The organism is Bacillus sp. ISL-7, assembly GCF_018613065.1.
In genome coordinates this window covers 51,384-68,320 of sequence record NZ_JAGGQW010000020.1, presented here as the reverse complement: position 1 = coordinate 68,320, position 16,937 = coordinate 51,384, and the positions used below count along the sequence as shown (strand labels likewise).

Below are 16,937 nucleotides of genomic sequence, written 5' to 3'. Positions count from 1 at the left end.
TTCTCACCTCTCTTCAGCGATTATCCCATTCTGTAACACTCCAAGATAATCAATCTCTAGTTCGACTTGATCACCTGGTATTAGCCAGCGATGAACCTTCTCTCCAAGCTCAAGAATACATCCAGAACCAACTGTACCTGAACCAATCATCTCTCCAGGGTATAAAGTCACGCCAGCAGAAGCCCTCTCAATCATTTCAGCAAATGAATAATATAAGTCTTTCATATTCCCCTTGGAAAGGAGAGCCCCATTAACACGGGCTTTCATCGAAAGATTGAAGCCCTTCCCTAATTTAAATGGTTCTAACTCGTCTTTTGTGACAATCCACGGTCCAATCGATGTCGAGAAATCCTTCCCTTTTGCGGGCCCCAGTCCAACCTTCATTTCCTTCCTTTGTAGGTCTCTTGCGCTCCAATCATTTAAAATACAATAGCCAAAAATATACTCATCTGCCTCATCTGCGGAAATATTTCTGCCTTCTTTGCCAATAATGCATGCGATCTCCAGCTCATAATCAAGCCAGTTACAATTTACAGGCTGGATTATTTCCTCTCCTGGTCCCTTAATTGCAAGATGATTGGAAAAGTAAAAGACAGGGATATCGTACCATTCTGGAACCATCTCGAGGCCCCTATTCTCCCTCGCTGTTTTCACATGCTGCTCAAATGCATAAAAATCACGAAAACTCCTAGGAATAGGTAGTGGTGCCTTTAAACCAAGTTGACTCAATGGATAAACGCCTTTTTGTCCCTTTGTAAATGGGATTAAACTAGCCACTGTTTCCAGATGGGCGTCACTATTTTCAAGAAAAGCTAATAGATTACTTGGCAGCACCCCGCCTGATGCCTCATACATATCAACGGCATAGTGTTGGTCAAGTAACCAGCCTGCTCGGATTGTCCCATCCTTTTTTTCAAAAGTTACAAATTTCACGACACTCACCTTTTCTACTTTTTTCGATCCATTTCAAACATTTTAGCTAACGGGTCAGTAAAGATGTTCCCAGCCATCCGTCCAATTGGGTTCAGCTTGGCCGTATCAATTCTCCCTTTATCAAATAGTTCATCGGTCACATGGACATGAACTACTTTTCCTATTACAAGGCTCCCTGCACCGGGCATATTACCAAAATGTAATACCTGCTCTAATTCACATTCTAAATGAACGAGTGATTCCTTAATACGCGGTACACCCACCTTTAAACTTGGTTCCTTCGTTAAACCCACCTCTGCTATTTCGTCGATATCCGGGTTGAATTCGATCGCACAGTCATTCATTTGCTCAGCCATGCTATTACTTACAATATTAATGACAAATTGACCTGTGCTTTCAATATTTACAAGTGTATCTTTCTTAGCCCCATCCGTTCCTCTTCTCATCGGTGAAAAACAGATAAGCATGGGGTCCGCACTAATCGCAGTAAAAAAACTAAATGGTGCTGCATTAGCTACCCCATTTCCATCTATGGTCGAAACAAAAGCAATTGGACGGGGAAGGATCGAACCAACTAATAGTTTATATGCCTCTCTCCATTCCAGTGTTTTCGGCGAGATCTCCATAACATATTCACCCCTTACAGGTTAACTTTTAAAAAAAGGGAGTAATTACCTCTCCCTTTTCCTACTCCGCTCTATACTTTTGTCCTTTAAACCCTTGCTCTATATATTAGAGATTTCCTCGTCTTTCCTGCTCCCGTTCAATTGACTCAAATAAAGCTTTAAAGTTTCCTTCACCAAAACCACGTGCCCCTTTTCGTTGAATAATTTCAACAAATAATGTCGGACGGTCTACAATTGGTTTTGTAAAAATTTGCAATAAATACCCCTCATCATCACGGTCTACTAAAATATTTAGTTCGCGAAGCTTTTCAATTTCTTCATCAATTTTACCGATGCGTTCACCTAAGGATTCATAATACGCTAGTGGAGTATTCAGGAATTCTACCCCATTCTCCTTTAAAATAGCGACAGTTGATACAATATCTTCCGTTAATATCGCCAAATGCTGGACACCCGGACCATTGTAGAATTCTAGATATTCCTGTATTTGTGATTTACGTTTTCCGACTGCCGGTTCATTGATTGGGAATTTAATCCGCCCTCCGTTATGCATAACCTTTGACATTAGAGCTGAGTATTCCGTCGTGATGTCCTTGTCAGAGAAATGTTTCATTTCCTTAAAGCCCATTACCTTAGCGTAATATTCGACCCACTCCTCCATCCTCTCCACGTTACCCACTACATGATCGATCCCAATTAACCCGGCATCTTTAATAGGAAGTGGCGCCGAGTATGCGACATACCCGGGTAAAAATGCCCCTTGATAATTTTTCCGTTCAATTAACGTATGGATGGTATCCCCATATGTACCAAGAACGGCTTTTTTAATCACACCTGTTTCATCCTTGATTTCAGATGGAGCAGCAATTACAATGGCTCCTCTTTTCACTGCCTCTTCAAAAGCTTTCTCGACATTATCGACTAACAGGGCTATGTCCTTCACACCGTCACCGTGTTTTTTTACAAATTGGGAAACTTTACTGTCTTCGGTATAAGAGCCTGTTAGGACGAGGCGAATATTCCGTTGCTTTAAACAATAGGAAGCGGTTTCACGATTACCAGTTTCAAGACCAGCGTAAGCTACTGGGTGAAAACCAAAGGCAGTGCAAAAAAAGTGACATGCTTGCTTGGCATTCCCTGTGTAAATTTCAATATAGTCAACATCTCGAACGGGGAAAAAATCATCAACTAATTGGTCTGCCCTTACTCTATTTTCTTTCATTTAGAAACCCCCATAAGTTTAAAAGTAATAATATTCTGAATTAATTCTAAATGAAAGAATCTTGTCCTTTCAAGGATGGGAGGTAAAGCAATAACGCTTTTTTGTACTAAAGTAATTTAGATATCCTCGAATTATTTCCCAAAATACAAAAAGAAACTTACCCAAAACAGGCAGTTTCTCCTTTAATGATATTGGAAATACTTTTTATAAAAGCAAATCTAAAATAGACACTCAAAAAAAATTTTTTCCTATTAGGAAAGAATGGCACGGTCACTTGACATTTGTACCCCACGTATCCTTTTAAACTCCATCAGTAAACCTTCAATTGTTAATTGCTTCTTATTTTCCTCATTGACCTCTAAAATAATTTGGCCCTTATCCATCATGATTAATCGATTGCCTAAGTCAATGGCTTGCTGCATGTTATGAGTAACCATTAATGTGGTCAGTTTATATTTGTCTACAATTTCTCTCGTTAAGTTCGTAATTAATTCCGCTCTTGATGGATCAAGTGCTGCCGTATGTTCATCAAGAAGGAGGATGGAAGGCTCTGTGAAGGTAGCCATTAACAGGGATAGTGCTTGACGTTCTCCCCCGGATAACAAGCCTACCTTTGCACTTAGGCGGTTCTCGAGGCCTAGATGCAGGGATTCCAATACCTCACGAAAATAATCACGTCGCTTTTTTGTAACTCCTTGTCGAAGTGTTCTCATTTTATTCCGAGAATAAGCCATGGCAAGATTTTCCTCAATCGTCATACTTGGAGCCGTACCGGCCATTGGATCCTGAAAAACACGTCCGATCATTTTTGACCGTTTAAACTCTGACATATTTGTGACATTTTTTCCGCCTATCTGTACTTCCCCTATATCCGGGATTAACACACCTGAAATGATATTCATTAAGGTTGATTTCCCCGCCCCGTTACTGCCAATTACCGTTACGAAATCACCAGGCTGAAGGGTTAGGTTCACATGATCAATGGCGATTTTTTCATCAGGTGTCCCTTCATTAAATATTTTATGAATCTGATTTAATTGTAACATGATTGTCCCCCTTCGCATGGCCAGAAGTCTGAATGATGTTTGATCTTTCAGATCTTCTGCGGGCTTTCCGCTTTCTCTCTTTGGAACTTTCAATAATCTTTGGAGTCGTAAGAGCAAGAATAACAATGAGAGCAGTAATCAGCTTCATATCACCAGGGTCCAAGAAATCTACCCGTAATGCTAAGGTAACAACAATTCGATAAATAATCGATCCGCCAATAACAGCGAGAGTGGTCCTAGCAATCGTTTTTGTACCAAATAAGGCTTCACCAATAATAACGGAGGCTAGACCAATCACAATCATTCCAATCCCCATACCCACATCAGCAAATCCACCTTGCTGGGCAATCAGAGCACCTGAGAAAGCTACAAGAGCATTTGAAAGTCCTAAACCAAGCACAACAAGGAGGTTGGTATTAGCAGAAAGGCTGCGAATCATCCGTTTATTATCTCCCGTAGCCCTGACGGCAAGCCCAATTTCGGTTTTCAAAAACAGATCGGTAAAGAATTTAATCACAAATGTTACGATAATCATAAAAATAAGAATTCCCCATGTTTCCGGCAAGCTGTCGCCAAGCCCCACCATAGAGAGAATGTTATTGAAAAATGAATCAATTCCTGTCTTTTCAAAAAATCCACTAATTTTCGTAAAAGCTGTATCTGTATTTAATAATGGGATATTTGAGCGTCCCATGATTCGAAGATTTATTGAATAAAGTGCAATCATCATTAAAATTCCGGAAAGCAGGTTATTAATCTTTCCAAATGTATGTAGAAGACCTGTCATACATCCAGCTGCAAAACCGGCGAATAACGCCATGATTGTTGCTAAAAATGGATCGGTTCCATTCGCAATCATTACAGCAGAAATTGCTGCCCCCGTCACAAAACTCCCATCCACCGTTAAATCTGGAAAATCCAGAATACGAAAGGAAAGATAGACGCCCAGTGCCATAATCGCATAGATAATACCTGCTTCAAATGATCCAAATATGGCTGTAAACATTGAGATCATCCTTTCTTTAAATCATTAAGCCTGCTCTAAGATGCAATAACCTATTTCAAGCTAATGTTTGGTTCATGGATGGAGCCTTCAAATGAAGGCTCCATCCATGAAAAATATAATTTTATTTACCTTCGAAAAACTCGCCTAAACTTTTCCAAGCATCATTTACTGTTAAGCCTTGAGCTTCAGCAGCCTTGGTATTAATGACAAGCTTTAAACTGTTTGGAAGTTCTACTGGAATTTCAGATACCTTCTTCTTCCCGCTTAAAATATCAGCAGCCATTAAACCAGATTGATAGCCAAGATCGAAATAGCTGAACCCGCTGGCAGCAACGGCTCCTTTTTTCATGGAATCAAGTTCACCAACGAAAAGTGGAATTTTTTTGCTGTTTGCAACGGCAATAACCGTATCAAGAGCAGTAACTACGGTATTGTCAGTTGGAACATAAATCGCGTCAACACGGCCAACTAATGATTCAGCTGCCTGCTTCACTTCTGCTGTAGTTGAAACAGATACTTCAACAAGTTTAGCACCCTTCTCTTCAGCAATTTTCTTAACTTCTTTCACCTGAACCACTGAATTTTGTTCACCAGAGTTATAGATCACACCAATATTTTTTGCTTTCACTTCGTCTGTAATAAAGCTAATTGTTTTTTTCGTTGCTTCTGGATGGTTATCGGTTGTACCTGTAATGTTTTTCCCTGGTTTATCAAAAGCCTCTACCAAACCTGCTCCCACAGGATCTGTCACCGATGTAAAGATAATCGGAATATCCTTTGTTGCATTCAATGCTGCCGTTGCACTTGGAGTGGCATTAGCAAAAATTAAATCCACTTTGTCACCGACAAAATTATTGGCAATTGTTTGAGTGTTGTTCATATCTGCCTGAGCATTTTGTTCATCATAGCTTACCTTAATCCCTTTATCCTTTAAGGCTTTTTTAAAGCCTTCTGTCGCAGCGTCTAGAGATGGGTGTGGGGCAAACTGGGTAATTCCAACTTTGAACTCCTTATCCGCTCCTTCTTTTTCAGAACCCCCTGCTTTGTCTTTACTACCGCAGCCTGCAAGCAACATCATTCCTGCTAAGGCAATCGACAATACTTTAACTTTTTTCTTCATCTAGCTAAATCCCCCTTAAATAATAAAATACTAATTTTCATAAAATTTAATATATTAAAAATTATTCTAGTATTTTTTTGCACGAAAAGCAATAGAAATGCGTAAAATATTTTTTCGCTTTAAAGCAGCATAATTTAATAGGAAATCTTGACATTATTAAAAACCTTCATTTTCTTTTTAAACAACAAAAAATGCCTTCTTATAAATGAAAGGCATTCTAGAAAACTATCTTGATAATATTATTTTTACCAATCACGGGTATTTTCAAGTAAGAGGTCAATTTCAACCTTTTTCATTTTATTGTTGCTTTTCTCAGATGTTAGATTTGACGTTGCTTCTAGTAATTTGTCGATATCAATGATCACGGTTCCCATTTCTAACCCCCTGAATTTAGTAAGTTTTTTGTTTGAAAGATAATTCGACTATTCCACCAAAATAATGGGGGTACTTTCTCAATCAATCAAAAAAATATGAAAAGGAATAGTACTTATTTGTTGATAAATTGTGAAAGTATGATATATTTCACTGGTTTTCATAAAAAGGAATCATTGGCATAAAAATGTTGGGAAGCAATCGAATGAAAAAACATTAAAATCAGTTTCATAATAACCCAAAAATCCAGCCAATATGATTTGGCTGGATTTTATTAACTAAATTTCCACTTTACTAAATACTGTTTTTTTGATTTCTGTTTGTTTATTACCTTCGCTGAAAAAATACTTCATCATTGGGGGTGTAACAATGGTAGTAACTAGTACTACTACCACTAAAACAGCAAATAATTCCTGACTGATTAATTTTGTCTCCATACCAATCGAGGCAATAATTAAGGCAACCTCTCCACGTGAAACCATAGCAGCTCCAATTCCAAGTGAACTCTTCCAGGAAAAATGAGCTATTTTTGCTCCCATTGCAGCACCGATTAACTTGGTTAAAATGGCTAGGATGCTAAAACCGATAATTAGCCCGAAATTTTTCGATATTCCGTCAAAGCTAACTGCTACCCCTATCGAGGTAAAAAATATAGGTACAAAAATGGAATAGCTGATTGTTTCCACTTTCTCAAATATTTTAAATTTATATTCAGTTTGACTAATAGCTACCCCAGCGATGTACGCCCCTATAATCGCCGCAACACCTGTTATTTCGGCTACATAGGCAAACATGAAGCAAATGATTAATGCACCCGTGACGAGCGGCTCTGTGACTTTTAATGGGGCAAATTTCTTTAAAACCCATGGAACCACCTTCCAAGCTACTAAAATAGCACTCATGAAAAAGAGGACCTTTTTAATAATCATCATGCTTAAATTAACTTCTCCACCGGCCATACTCATTAAAAAGGCCAGGGCGATAATCACAAGAACATCATCAATGACGGCAGCCCCTAAAATCGCGGTCCCTTCTTTAGATTTCATCTTATTTAACTCTTTAAGTGCTTGAACGGAAATACTTACACTTGTTGCAGAAAGTAATAATCCTAAAAATAAGGCTTCAAATGTTGTCATATTCATCAAAATTCCTGCTAAGTAACCTGAAACTAAAGGAACAATGATTCCACTGATTCCAACAAAGGTTGATGCCTTCCACGTTCGTTTAAATTCATTTAAATCAGTCTCCATACCTGCTATAAACATTAACAAGATGACACCAATTTGGCTTAGGTCCGCCAATGTTTTCGTATCTGAAACGAGGCCTAACACAGCTGGACCTAAAATGACCCCTATTAACAACTTCCCTAGAACCGAGGGCTGACCCAATTTAACGCAGATATCCCCAGCAATTTTAGATGCAAATAAAATAACCGCTAATTCAAAAATTAATTCCATCCAATCACCTTTCCTTGTAAAAAATTAAAGGGCCTGCTTTATAAAAATCAGACCCTTTTTGTAGAAAACAAAAAAAGCCTGTCAACCACGGGACATAGATATCCCTTGGTGACAGGCTCCTCCAAAAACAATAAATGATTTATTTAATTATTACTATTATAACAAACTTTATGTTTTTATTCAATGAGAATTAATTGCAGGCGGTCTTTCCACGGTTAGTCCCACTTTTTCATTTTATCAATTACTTTTTCCTTGAAACTGGTGATAAAGGTCGATTCACCTTTATTTACTTTTTGCTTATTCCATTCATTAAAGCTTGCTACTGTAATCAAGATAAGACCAGCAATTAATAAATAGAACCACCATGGCAAATTCCCCCAGTATGGTCTAGTTTGCAGGAAGACATTTAATAATAATACACCTGCCCCAACAAAGAAATAGGATTTAATTTGCAGGAGCATACCTGCCATCATCGCTAACAATGAGAGTGTTCCTAAAATAATTGCATCATAAATCGTGCTGCTTGCTAAGCCATCTTGGATTAATAATAGGGATACGATTATTAGGACTCCCCATTGAACAGCCTTCGTTATATCAGAATACCTTCCCTTTAAACAACGTCGAATGAAAATGATTAGAATTATAAACGGAAGGACAATCACTTCACGTTCCCATAATGACGGAATATGAAGCATAGCCATTATGGAATAGTATGGTTGTAACAAATAGGCTCCACCAAGTATTGTCAAAAGGACAGAGAACCTTGCAGAAACCCTTTTCCTTTGCAGCAAAAAGGAAGCTGAAATAAGCACTCCTGGCAGTGCCTGACACCAGATGTATTGATTCTCGAAACTGTACATAAGAACGAAAAACATGAATGAAACTAGCGTAAATCCATCGAATTTTGTTTGCTGAATATTCGGTCCATATTCAACTAGCTTGTTATAAACGAATTGGCCAATAATCAACAGAACAATCCCTAAGCCACCAGACAGAAGGATTTTATCGAGTTCATCTAATTCACTAAGATAAGAGTATTCAATCGTTGCAATAAATGCTAAGAATAATAGGATGACCCCTAGAAGATCCCATTTGATTTTATGCATATAAAACAGTGTCCCAACAATATAGGCAAGCGTAACAAGATACGGCAGCAAATCAAACGGATAGGTAATTAATGTAAACACAATTCCGATTGTTGAAAATGGGACGAAATAATAAGCTGTCCGTTTCTTAAATTCATCCTTAGCGAAAAATCCAAATAGAAGAATGAAACCGCTAGTGATTGGAAATTCATAGTTTCCAAAATATCGATTGATTAATTGATCTAACCCAGTTGAAACAATAAAGTAGAAGGACGTAAAGCTCCCATAAAGAAAAACTTTTATCTTCCATTCTACCTTAGTAAACTTTGTACTAAAAGCATATACAAACACTGCCAAGATAAAGCTATAAATCGAGTCTGACTGATATGCAAACCATGTGAAGAATAGCACTAGTGGATAAATGCTGTGTCCAACCCAGGCAAAGGCAATGGAAAGATTCAAGTCATTTTTCTGACTGAGATAAGCGATTAGAAGCATGACCACTGCACTTGTTGAAGCAATTAGTGAATTAATTGTATGACTTAATGAAAATTTAAGCGTAGTAGATTGGATAATCGAAAAATACGTAAGCAGTACTGAGATACTTACAATAAAAGGGACCCACTTCGTACCAACTTTTTTATATAAATAAAAATACATACCGATTCCAACCAACAAAACAAGCGGCTGAACCCATAAATGGTTAATCGGACTTAGCAAAGCGTGGAAAATGGCAAATGTATAGAGTACCTGTGAGGTATATACCGATATAATACCTAATTCCTTTTCCCCAACTTTTTTCCATACAAAACTAAATAATAAAACCATGATTGCCCCAGCCGCAAAATTTATTGCATAACCATATTCATTAAGATAAACAGAAATATTTGTATTAATTTCTTCTCCGAAAGCTACGATGGAAAGACCAAGTAAACCAGGAATACTCCATAAAGCGGCCCCCTGAAGATAAATCCGTGGTTCCTTCTTATACAATAGAAAGGCAGCAACCACCAATAGTAATAACATAACGCCTAGTTCCCACCATAATAACCAAGAAATTGCAGACAAAATTGCCAGCACCATTATCGATAAGCTGACATCTCTGGAGGCAGTCTGAATGACCTTTACGTACTTTGAAAGTAGCGCAATGCCTAACCCAAAATATAGGATAAAACCGGCTAGAGACAACTGAAGAGAAAAATTGACCATATCGAAAGGCTGGCTTACTAATGCAATCGTTTCATAAATGCCAGAAGCTGCAAAAACTGCGCTTAAATAAGGAAATAATCGTCTAGAACCCTGTGAGGATAAATAAATAAAGTTAACTGCAATGATAAAATAAGCAAGCATAAGCACAATCGATGGATTGCCTGCACGAAGGAGAATTCCCTCCAGGCTAATGTAAATAAACGCTAAACCTGAGATAACAGCACTTGTATATTGGAAGGCTTTATTTAATGTGAATTTATCATCCAAAGCCTTTGGAACGAATACAATCCCAAATCCGATAAAAGCATATACAATCTCCCCAAAACTAACGAGGAAGCTATGCTCAATTAACTGATAAGCACCATAAACGATCATGACGCTAAAAATGAAATGATATTCTTTTCGACCGCTCACATACATCATTGATAAATAAATAATCGCTGTTAACAGCAGGTTGAAGCTGTATAAGACCTCATTATCGTATAAAAAAAGCATAAATAAGGTACAAAGAACTAGATTTACTTGGACGTACGGAATAAATTCATTCGTAAATAATTTGAATGAATCCTTGTGTTTTAACTGATGATATACAAAAATAAAGATAGCATTAAAAACCATTAAACCTAGGTAAAAGAAATCATTTTTTAGATGGAAGCTGGCTAAAAGAAAGGCAGTTCCTATGCTTATTGAGACATAGGTAAACCAAACAAATAATCTAGAAACTAAGTTCTTTGCAAATAAATAGTAAACAATAATTGGCAGCAAACTCCCGAGCGTTCCGAGTAGATAACGTCCCTCCCCTGATATTGATAAATATGGTCCTAATAACCCAAACCATCCAAGCGATAGGATAAAAATTGGCAAAAACAAACTTCCAAGAACAATTAAGGCAAAGGCTGTCTTTTCAATTTTTAATATTTTCTTCGTTAAAAAAGCAATACCGTAAAATAATAGGGCAACAATTGCTATTGATCCACTTTTCATGAAACTTGTCAATGATTCCCAATTGCTCGTCGCAACAAACAATCCACCTATTAATAAAAAGATTACCCCAATGTTTAATAACCAGGTAATATTCCTTTCACGGATTTCTTCTGGTGTTAACGTTTTTTTCAATTTTTGCGGTTTTGGCGGTGCAGCTTTTTTAATTGGCGTATTATTTTCAGTGGATGGGGGTTTTGCCTCCATTTCTAATAAATCCATATGATATTGATAATGTGCCCTTGCTACGGTGTCGACAATTGCCTCAGAAAGGTACCCTTCTTCACGTAAAGTGAATAACTCTTTTCTAAAAATTTTCCTCTGTTCTTCTCTCATATTCAAATCCATGAAATCTCCCCACAATCATACCAAAATGGCAAACATACAAAATTTTCCTCTATAGTGTAATTTTACACCATTACACAATATTTTCAATATATTCTCAAAAAAACATGAACTCTGCAACTCTTTTTTTAAAGATTTTACGTTTGGGTAAAATATCTGTATGATGTAAGAGGATTTACTTAAATAGACGGAGGAAACTATGCTTACATATAATGAAAAATTAGCGATTATCGAATCATTTTCAGAGTTAGAACGAAAGAATGTTTCACTTGGACGAGTCAATTTTCAGTTCGAAGGCAGTATCTCTGATAAGAAAAACATTGTTTATCACTTACACCCAAATGGGAATGGATTTGTTTATGCTGGACAGCTGGACAATTATGATACGGATGAAAAAGGAATGGTCAATATCCGTGATTTCTCCGAAGACCAACTCCGTAAATTGTTAAAACAATCGATTCAATCCCTATCATCAGTCGAAAAAACGGCTGCTGAAGAAGCTATTATTGGAAATTCAAAAGAGGAGCGTTGGGTGGATAGTGAAAATAATGTCCTGATTCTAGTTGAAGAAAATGAATCCTGGAATATCTATTTTGGGTTAAATCTTGATGCTACCTTTGATACCTATGAGGAAGCAGAGGCGTTTTTGCAAGAAGAAGGCTTTACTAGGAAGTAATTTAATTAAACAAAGGCGGTGCATTTGCACCGCCTTATCTTTATTCACCTTTTTTGTCGATCCATTCGTCTAGGCGGATTATGCTTTGTTTTGCACGTTCATATTCAATGGTTCGGTAATGGTGCATGCCGCCTTCTTCCTCATCCTTTTCATCGGCCCATTTAACAATTTGTTGTAATGGTGTCCGGACAATATCGTTTGATGGTAGAAAGGAGTCAGTATGAAATAAAATGGCGAGTGCAATCGTCTTAGCTTTGATTGGATTTTCACCAAGACGAATCAGGAGCTTGTGAGCCCGCTCAGCCCCTTTAATTGGGTGAATGTCATTTTGCTTGTATAAGTCATAATCCCATTTTCCATTTTTATACCATGTATAATGCCCCATGTCATGGAGGAGCCCAGCTTTTGCAGCAATGTCAACATCCAGTTGATGCTCCTTCCCTAATTGAAAGGCATGGTAGGCTACAGCAATCGCATGGGCAAGACCAGAACGGTTCAAATATTTTTGGGCAATATGATGTTCAAATATATTCAATAAGGTAACGTCTCTCATGCGATCTCTCCTAACTTTTTCATAATAATATTTTTCATTTATTATATGATAACAAATGGTACATGGCTATTTTTTTATAAAAAAAAAACAGAAGGCATTTGAAGGCCCGCCGTCTTTTAAACATATGATATTAGCGTTTTGACTTTCTGTACCCTTCATCCTGCGCTTCTTTTTCTGAACAAAACCAAACAATGTTGTCGGCGGTGGAGTCGTAAAAACTACCGCCGGGTACATGATAGATATGAGAATTTGCATTCCCTTTGATCTTCCCTTTGCAATCTAAGTTTGATTCTTGATCATCACTTGGGTTATTTTGATAGTTGTTCCCTGAAGATGCTTTTGAATTTGTACCTTTTTCTTCCGTTTCTTTGACATTTTCAGTATTATACCCATCCTCTTGAGCATAATTTTCAATCGACCAGATTCCTACACCTTTTTCTTGTGCTTTCTTTTGAATCGCATAAAATTCATCAACATATTGGGTGTTCGGAGCATAAATATAGGCCACACGAGCAAGGCCTTTTTCCAACAGCATTTCATTAAACATTTTTCCATTAACATAAATATAGGCAAGTAGGCGCCCATATTTATCACGTCCGTCTCCGATTCCAGGTTCAATTTCAACTTTAGTACCAACGGAGAGAATTTCCTTTGTATACTCGGAGGCTTCTGGTCCAAATGGCTGTACCCCTAAGCGGGGATGATGTGTTTCAGGTGTATCCACACAGAGCATTCTTACCTTTTCTATCTTCCCATTAAGGTTAACATTAATAGTATCACCATCGACATTCTTGACGATAGTTGCGGGAAGTAATTTCTTATTACCGGTTTTCGATTGAGGTACTTCTGTTTGAGAGAGTGAAGGTGTCTTTGAATCGCTCGTTTCATTCGTATGAACTTCATTGTTTTTTACAACAGAGGAAGTTTTAGAGTCACTTTTCTGCTTAGACGGTTCGCTACTAGAACACCCTGAGAGAATGAAAGGAATAATTACGATAAACGATATTATCAATTGGAGAATTCTGTTGTTCATAGATAGTGCCCCTTTAAATTATTTACTTTATCTATTGTAACAAAATAAAAAGAGAGAAGTTAATGCTCCTCTCTCTTTGACCTTGTTACTTTTCTTCTGTTACTTTGTCAACTTTTGGTCCTAGATATTCATAATCGTTAGGATTGATCGGTGTATATCCTTCTGGCTTATAGAACCGCAGCAGATCTTTGTAAACTATTTCGTCGGACATATTTAGCTCTGTATTAACTTTGCTATCTACATCCTTACATATAGTCCTATCTTCTAATAACTCACCTGTTAAAGAGGAGTAACATTTTTCATTTATTTGGATAGCCTCAGATGTTACAAAGTCACCGTTTCTGAATAATGCCCAATTACGGTGTTGTTTAGAAAGTAGATCTGAACCAAATTCCATATAATCTTTCGTATCAATACCTAATAAATGGAGAACTGTTGGGCGGACATCGACTTCCCCGCCAACTTGGTGTTGAATTCCACCCTTTACACCAGGTACGTGAATAAATAATGGTACACGCTGTAATTTTGCATTGATTGCAGGTGTAATTTCGTCCACACCCATAACCTTCGCCATTGCATCATTATGGTTCTCAGAAATTCCGTAATGGTCACCATACATTACAATTATTGTATGGTCATACATACCATTAGCTTTTAAATCATTAAAGAATTGCTCAAATGCCTGATCCATATAGTTTGCTGATTGGAAATATTGGTTTACAACTGTATCACCATAATCCCCAGCAGGAAAATCAGTATCTTGTGGATCCATTTCAAATGGGAAATGATTAGATAGTGAAATGAACTTTGTATAGAACGGCTGCTTTAAGCTTTCAAGTAATGGAATAGATTCTTTAAAGAAAGGTTTATCTTTCATTCCATAGTTTTTTGTATTTTCATCTGACATGCTGTAGTATTCTGCATCAAAGAATTGATCGTATCCAAATGCTTTATAGATAACATTTCGATTCCAGAACGTCTTATAGTTCCCGTGGAACACAGCAGAACTATATCCCTGTCCTTTTAGAATAGAAGGCATAGCTTGATATGTGTTTTGGGCTTTGTTAACAAAAACAGCACCTTGTGCCATTGGATATAATGAATTTTCCATTAGAAATTCGGCATCCGATGTTTTCCCTTGTCCTGTTTGATGATAGAAATTATCAAAATAGAAGGTATTATTGTCATGTGCTAATGAATTCAAAAATGGTGTTACTTCTTGTCCGTTAGGCATTTTATAATCAATCATAAAGCTTTGAAAGGATTCCATCGAAATATAAACTACGTTCATACCTTTTGCTTTACCAAAATATTTTGGATTTGGTGCAGCATAGTTTGCTTTACGATAGTTCTCAACATCTGTAATATCACTGCTATCCGCTAAAGCCCGCTGACTCGATGATTTTATATTTTGGATGACGTCATAAATGGTAAAGTTATACGCTCCAAGGTATTTTACTAAATAATTCCGGTCAAATGACCGTGAAAGTAACTGCGGACGATCCTTTTCTGCTAAACCTAAATTAAATAGAAAAGTAGTAATTGAAAATAATAGAACAATCTTAAAGGTCTTTCTGTTCGTTACCGTAACTTTTTTGAACACGGTTAATGCTAACGCGATTAAAATAAACATATCTGTAAAATAAAAAATGTCAAACGGAGACATTAATGAAAGTGCGCTGTCGCCAAGTTGACCAGCGTTTGTTTTGGTTTGCATTAGAACCGGAACCGTAATGAAATCATTAAAAAAGCGATAATAGGCAATATTTGCATACAATAAGAATGATAATAGAAAATTGGTTAATATCATTATCAATTTTGAACGCTTTTTAAAAAGCAGGGCAAATCCAAAGAAGAAAAGTGCTGAACTTAATGGATTTATTAAAAGCAAAAACTTCTGTAGGCTATTTTCAATACCTAAGTTAAATTCAATTTGATATGCAGCATAGGTTTTGATCCAAAATAATAAAACAGCTGCTATAAAGAATGTAATATGACTATTGGTTATTGTTTTTGGTAGTCTAATTTTATTCATCTTTAAATTCTCCTCTCACTTACCAATTAAGCTTCGGTAAACGAACCTCACTCACTATATCACATTTCTTTAAAAAATAAAAACATAAATCTTGCTATTATTATCTATACTTTTCTACAACATTCTACACTTTTCCCCGCCATCTCGGGCAAGCAAAATCATTTCTTTCAACAGCTTGGTCAGTTCTTAAAAATAGAGATATACCTTTTATTTTTATGTCCGTTCTCTTTGGGACATGACTGTTTTCAATCTTCAATAATATAAGACGAAATAAGTTTTAATTAGTTTCAAATTTTTTTTTGTTAGATTTTCTATTCTTCCATAAATTATATCTTAGTCAGAACAATCCTCGAGACATCATTTCTACATATCATAAACCCGAACGTATGAAGGAGCAATATGAATATTGACTTATCTTTAACAGACGGTAAGGAGAAAGATTACTTGAATGAACTCCTTAAAGATTGGATAGCATATACACAGAGGAATGTAGAAAAAATTTAAAAGGAGAATACGATGCCCAGAATTAGGCCTGAATTTACAAAAAGCCCATATTTTGTTGATGAACCAGGAAATTGGCATTTAAAGCCTGGTGCTCCAAAAGAACTCCAAGTCGAGCTTGAAAATTATCTTAATAGCTTGGGTGATGATGACGATCCAGGAACTACCAATGGTATACATATCAACTACCCTTAAGAATTTTTAATGCCAATTATATAATAGAAGAAAACGGTTGCGAATGTATTTTATTGGAATGAAATGAAGATCATTAAATGACTATTTTTATAGGAGTGAATATAATGAATATTAACCGTGTAAAACAAATTTTGTCATCATCTGCTGATATAGAAGTAAAATATAATGGTACATCGGTTTGGATTGACCAATTAAATGAAGATGGACATACAGCAACAGTACATTTACGAGGCCCTTTGGAAGAACGTTCAGTTGTTGAAATTGGAGAACTTATCGAGGAATAATTTTTTCAGACGATCTTTTCATTGAAAAGACGTCTTTTTTTACAACTTAAAAGGCAGGATTGAATTCCTGCCTTACACCATATCTTCATTCTCTTTTTCTATATCACTTGGTTCTGGCTGTTCTTCTTGGACAATACCCCCAAGACTTTCTCTATTGTTCAGACTTGCATCTTTTCCTGCACCTGGTGCGATATTCGACATTGGAAGTTGTTCTAATTCTTTACCTCTAGGCATTATTCCTCACTCCTTTATGTTAAG

The 16,937-nt window shown here is 36.7% G+C and carries 16 protein-coding genes; 3 read left to right on the top strand and 13 right to left on the bottom strand.

Features of this window, described 5'->3' with window-relative positions; translation table 11 throughout:
- Positions 1 to 3: 3 nt before the first annotated feature.
- From J7E66_RS05440 to J7E66_RS05405, 9 genes are all read right to left on the bottom strand, one after another.
- The gene (locus J7E66_RS05440; protein ID WP_308162470.1) at positions 4 to 933 is read right to left on the bottom strand and encodes a fumarylacetoacetate hydrolase family protein; all 930 of its coding nucleotides are present in this window, start codon (positions 931 to 933) and stop codon (positions 4 to 6) included.
- Positions 934 to 947: 14 nt separating this feature from the next.
- A complete protein-coding gene (locus J7E66_RS05435) occupies positions 948 to 1,559 on the bottom strand; it encodes a flavin reductase family protein (RefSeq protein WP_214998388.1) in 612 nt (203 codons plus the stop codon).
- A gap of 106 nt (positions 1,560 to 1,665) precedes the next feature.
- Positions 1,666 to 2,781: a 4-hydroxyphenylpyruvate dioxygenase gene (hppD, locus tag J7E66_RS05430; RefSeq protein WP_214998387.1), complete on the bottom strand. Its 1,116-nt coding sequence runs from the start codon at positions 2,779 to 2,781 to the stop codon at positions 1,666 to 1,668.
- Between the two features lie 251 nt (positions 2,782 to 3,032).
- Positions 3,033 to 3,827, bottom strand: coding sequence for an ABC transporter ATP-binding protein (locus J7E66_RS05425; protein WP_214998386.1), 795 nt, complete (start codon positions 3,825 to 3,827; stop codon positions 3,033 to 3,035).
- Entirely contained in the window at positions 3,802 to 4,833 is a 1,032-nt protein-coding gene (locus tag J7E66_RS05420) for an ABC transporter permease (protein ID WP_214998385.1), read from the bottom strand. The genes J7E66_RS05425 and J7E66_RS05420 overlap by 26 nt, the downstream gene beginning before the upstream one ends.
- Positions 4,834 to 4,954: 121 nt before the next feature.
- Positions 4,955 to 5,953, bottom strand: a complete 999-nt coding sequence (locus J7E66_RS05415; protein ID WP_214998384.1) for an ABC transporter substrate-binding protein — start codon at positions 5,951 to 5,953, stop codon at positions 4,955 to 4,957.
- 245 nt (positions 5,954 to 6,198) lie between these two features.
- A complete protein-coding gene (locus J7E66_RS32255) occupies positions 6,199 to 6,327 on the bottom strand; it encodes a hypothetical protein (protein ID WP_256942446.1) in 129 nt (42 codons plus the stop codon).
- A gap of 276 nt (positions 6,328 to 6,603) precedes the next feature.
- A complete protein-coding gene (locus tag J7E66_RS05410) occupies positions 6,604 to 7,782 on the bottom strand; it encodes a cation:proton antiporter (RefSeq protein WP_214998383.1) in 1,179 nt (392 codons plus the stop codon).
- Positions 7,783 to 7,997: 215 nt separating this feature from the next.
- Positions 7,998 to 11,405 carry a hypothetical protein gene (locus tag J7E66_RS05405; protein ID WP_214998382.1) on the bottom strand — a complete coding sequence of 1,136 codons (3,408 nt, stop codon included), beginning with the start codon at positions 11,403 to 11,405 and terminating at the stop codon, positions 7,998 to 8,000.
- A gap of 196 nt (positions 11,406 to 11,601) precedes the next feature.
- Between J7E66_RS05405 and J7E66_RS05400 the strand changes: the two genes are divergently transcribed.
- Positions 11,602 to 12,078: a hypothetical protein gene (locus J7E66_RS05400; protein ID WP_214998381.1), complete on the top strand. Its 477-nt coding sequence runs from the start codon at positions 11,602 to 11,604 to the stop codon at positions 12,076 to 12,078.
- 40 nt (positions 12,079 to 12,118) lie between these two features.
- Here the strand turns inward: J7E66_RS05400 and J7E66_RS05395 are convergent, their stop codons facing one another.
- The 3 genes from J7E66_RS05395 to ltaS all read right to left on the bottom strand — a co-directional run bounded on the left by J7E66_RS05395 (position 12,119) and on the right by ltaS (position 15,699).
- The gene (locus J7E66_RS05395; protein WP_088088594.1) at positions 12,119 to 12,631 is read right to left on the bottom strand and encodes an HD domain-containing protein; all 513 of its coding nucleotides are present in this window, start codon (positions 12,629 to 12,631) and stop codon (positions 12,119 to 12,121) included.
- A 130-nt stretch (positions 12,632 to 12,761) separates the two neighbouring features.
- Positions 12,762 to 13,664: a thermonuclease family protein gene (locus J7E66_RS05390; protein ID WP_214998380.1), complete on the bottom strand. Its 903-nt coding sequence runs from the start codon at positions 13,662 to 13,664 to the stop codon at positions 12,762 to 12,764.
- Positions 13,665 to 13,749: 85 nt separating this feature from the next.
- Positions 13,750 to 15,699, bottom strand: coding sequence for a lipoteichoic acid synthase (gene ltaS, locus J7E66_RS05385; RefSeq protein ID WP_214998379.1), 1,950 nt, complete (start codon positions 15,697 to 15,699; stop codon positions 13,750 to 13,752).
- Positions 15,700 to 16,215: 516 nt separating this feature from the next.
- On the opposite strand from ltaS, the gene J7E66_RS05380 reads away from it, so the two are divergent.
- Both J7E66_RS05380 and J7E66_RS05375 read left to right on the top strand, forming a co-directional pair.
- Entirely contained in the window at positions 16,216 to 16,395 is a 180-nt protein-coding gene (locus tag J7E66_RS05380; protein WP_214998378.1) for a hypothetical protein, read from the top strand.
- Between the two features lie 104 nt (positions 16,396 to 16,499).
- Positions 16,500 to 16,679, top strand: a complete 180-nt coding sequence (locus J7E66_RS05375; protein ID WP_214712142.1) for an H-type small acid-soluble spore protein — start codon at positions 16,500 to 16,502, stop codon at positions 16,677 to 16,679.
- A 72-nt stretch (positions 16,680 to 16,751) separates the two neighbouring features.
- Here J7E66_RS05375 and J7E66_RS05370 read toward each other — a convergent pair whose 3' ends face one another.
- Positions 16,752 to 16,913 (bottom strand): hypothetical protein, encoded by a 162-nt coding sequence (locus J7E66_RS05370; protein ID WP_214998377.1) that lies wholly within the window; start codon positions 16,911 to 16,913, stop codon positions 16,752 to 16,754.
- Between the last annotated feature and the right edge of the window lie 24 nt (positions 16,914 to 16,937).

Bases quoted from the DNA above. Each gene is read 5' to 3' on its own strand.
- J7E66_RS05435 (WP_214998388.1), bottom strand. From the start codon at position 1,559: ATGGAGATCTCGCCGAAAACACTGGAATGGAGAGAGGCATATAAACTA.
- hppD (WP_214998387.1), bottom strand. From the start codon at position 2,781: ATGAAAGAAAATAGAGTAAGGGCAGACCAATTAGTTGATGATTTTTTC.
- J7E66_RS05425 (WP_214998386.1), bottom strand. From the start codon at position 3,827: ATGTTACAATTAAATCAGATTCATAAAATATTTAATGAAGGGACACCT.
- J7E66_RS05420 (WP_214998385.1), bottom strand. From the start codon at position 4,833: ATGTTTACAGCCATATTTGGATCATTTGAAGCAGGTATTATCTATGCG.
- J7E66_RS05415 (WP_214998384.1), bottom strand. From the start codon at position 5,953: ATGAAGAAAAAAGTTAAAGTATTGTCGATTGCCTTAGCAGGAATGATG.
- J7E66_RS32255 (WP_256942446.1), bottom strand. From the start codon at position 6,327: ATGGGAACCGTGATCATTGATATCGACAAATTACTAGAAGCAACGTCA.
- J7E66_RS05410 (WP_214998383.1), bottom strand. From the start codon at position 7,782: ATGGAATTAATTTTTGAATTAGCGGTTATTTTATTTGCATCTAAAATT.
- J7E66_RS05405 (WP_214998382.1), bottom strand. From the start codon at position 11,405: ATGGATTTGAATATGAGAGAAGAACAGAGGAAAATTTTTAGAAAAGAG.
- J7E66_RS05400 (WP_214998381.1), top strand. From the start codon at position 11,602: ATGCTTACATATAATGAAAAATTAGCGATTATCGAATCATTTTCAGAG.
- J7E66_RS05395 (WP_088088594.1), bottom strand. From the start codon at position 12,631: ATGAGAGACGTTACCTTATTGAATATATTTGAACATCATATTGCCCAA.
- J7E66_RS05390 (WP_214998380.1), bottom strand. From the start codon at position 13,664: ATGAACAACAGAATTCTCCAATTGATAATATCGTTTATCGTAATTATT.
- ltaS (WP_214998379.1), bottom strand. From the start codon at position 15,699: ATGAATAAAATTAGACTACCAAAAACAATAACCAATAGTCATATTACA.
- J7E66_RS05380 (WP_214998378.1), top strand. From the start codon at position 16,216: ATGCCCAGAATTAGGCCTGAATTTACAAAAAGCCCATATTTTGTTGAT.
- J7E66_RS05375 (WP_214712142.1), top strand. From the start codon at position 16,500: ATGAATATTAACCGTGTAAAACAAATTTTGTCATCATCTGCTGATATA.
- J7E66_RS05370 (WP_214998377.1), bottom strand. From the start codon at position 16,913: ATGCCTAGAGGTAAAGAATTAGAACAACTTCCAATGTCGAATATCGCA.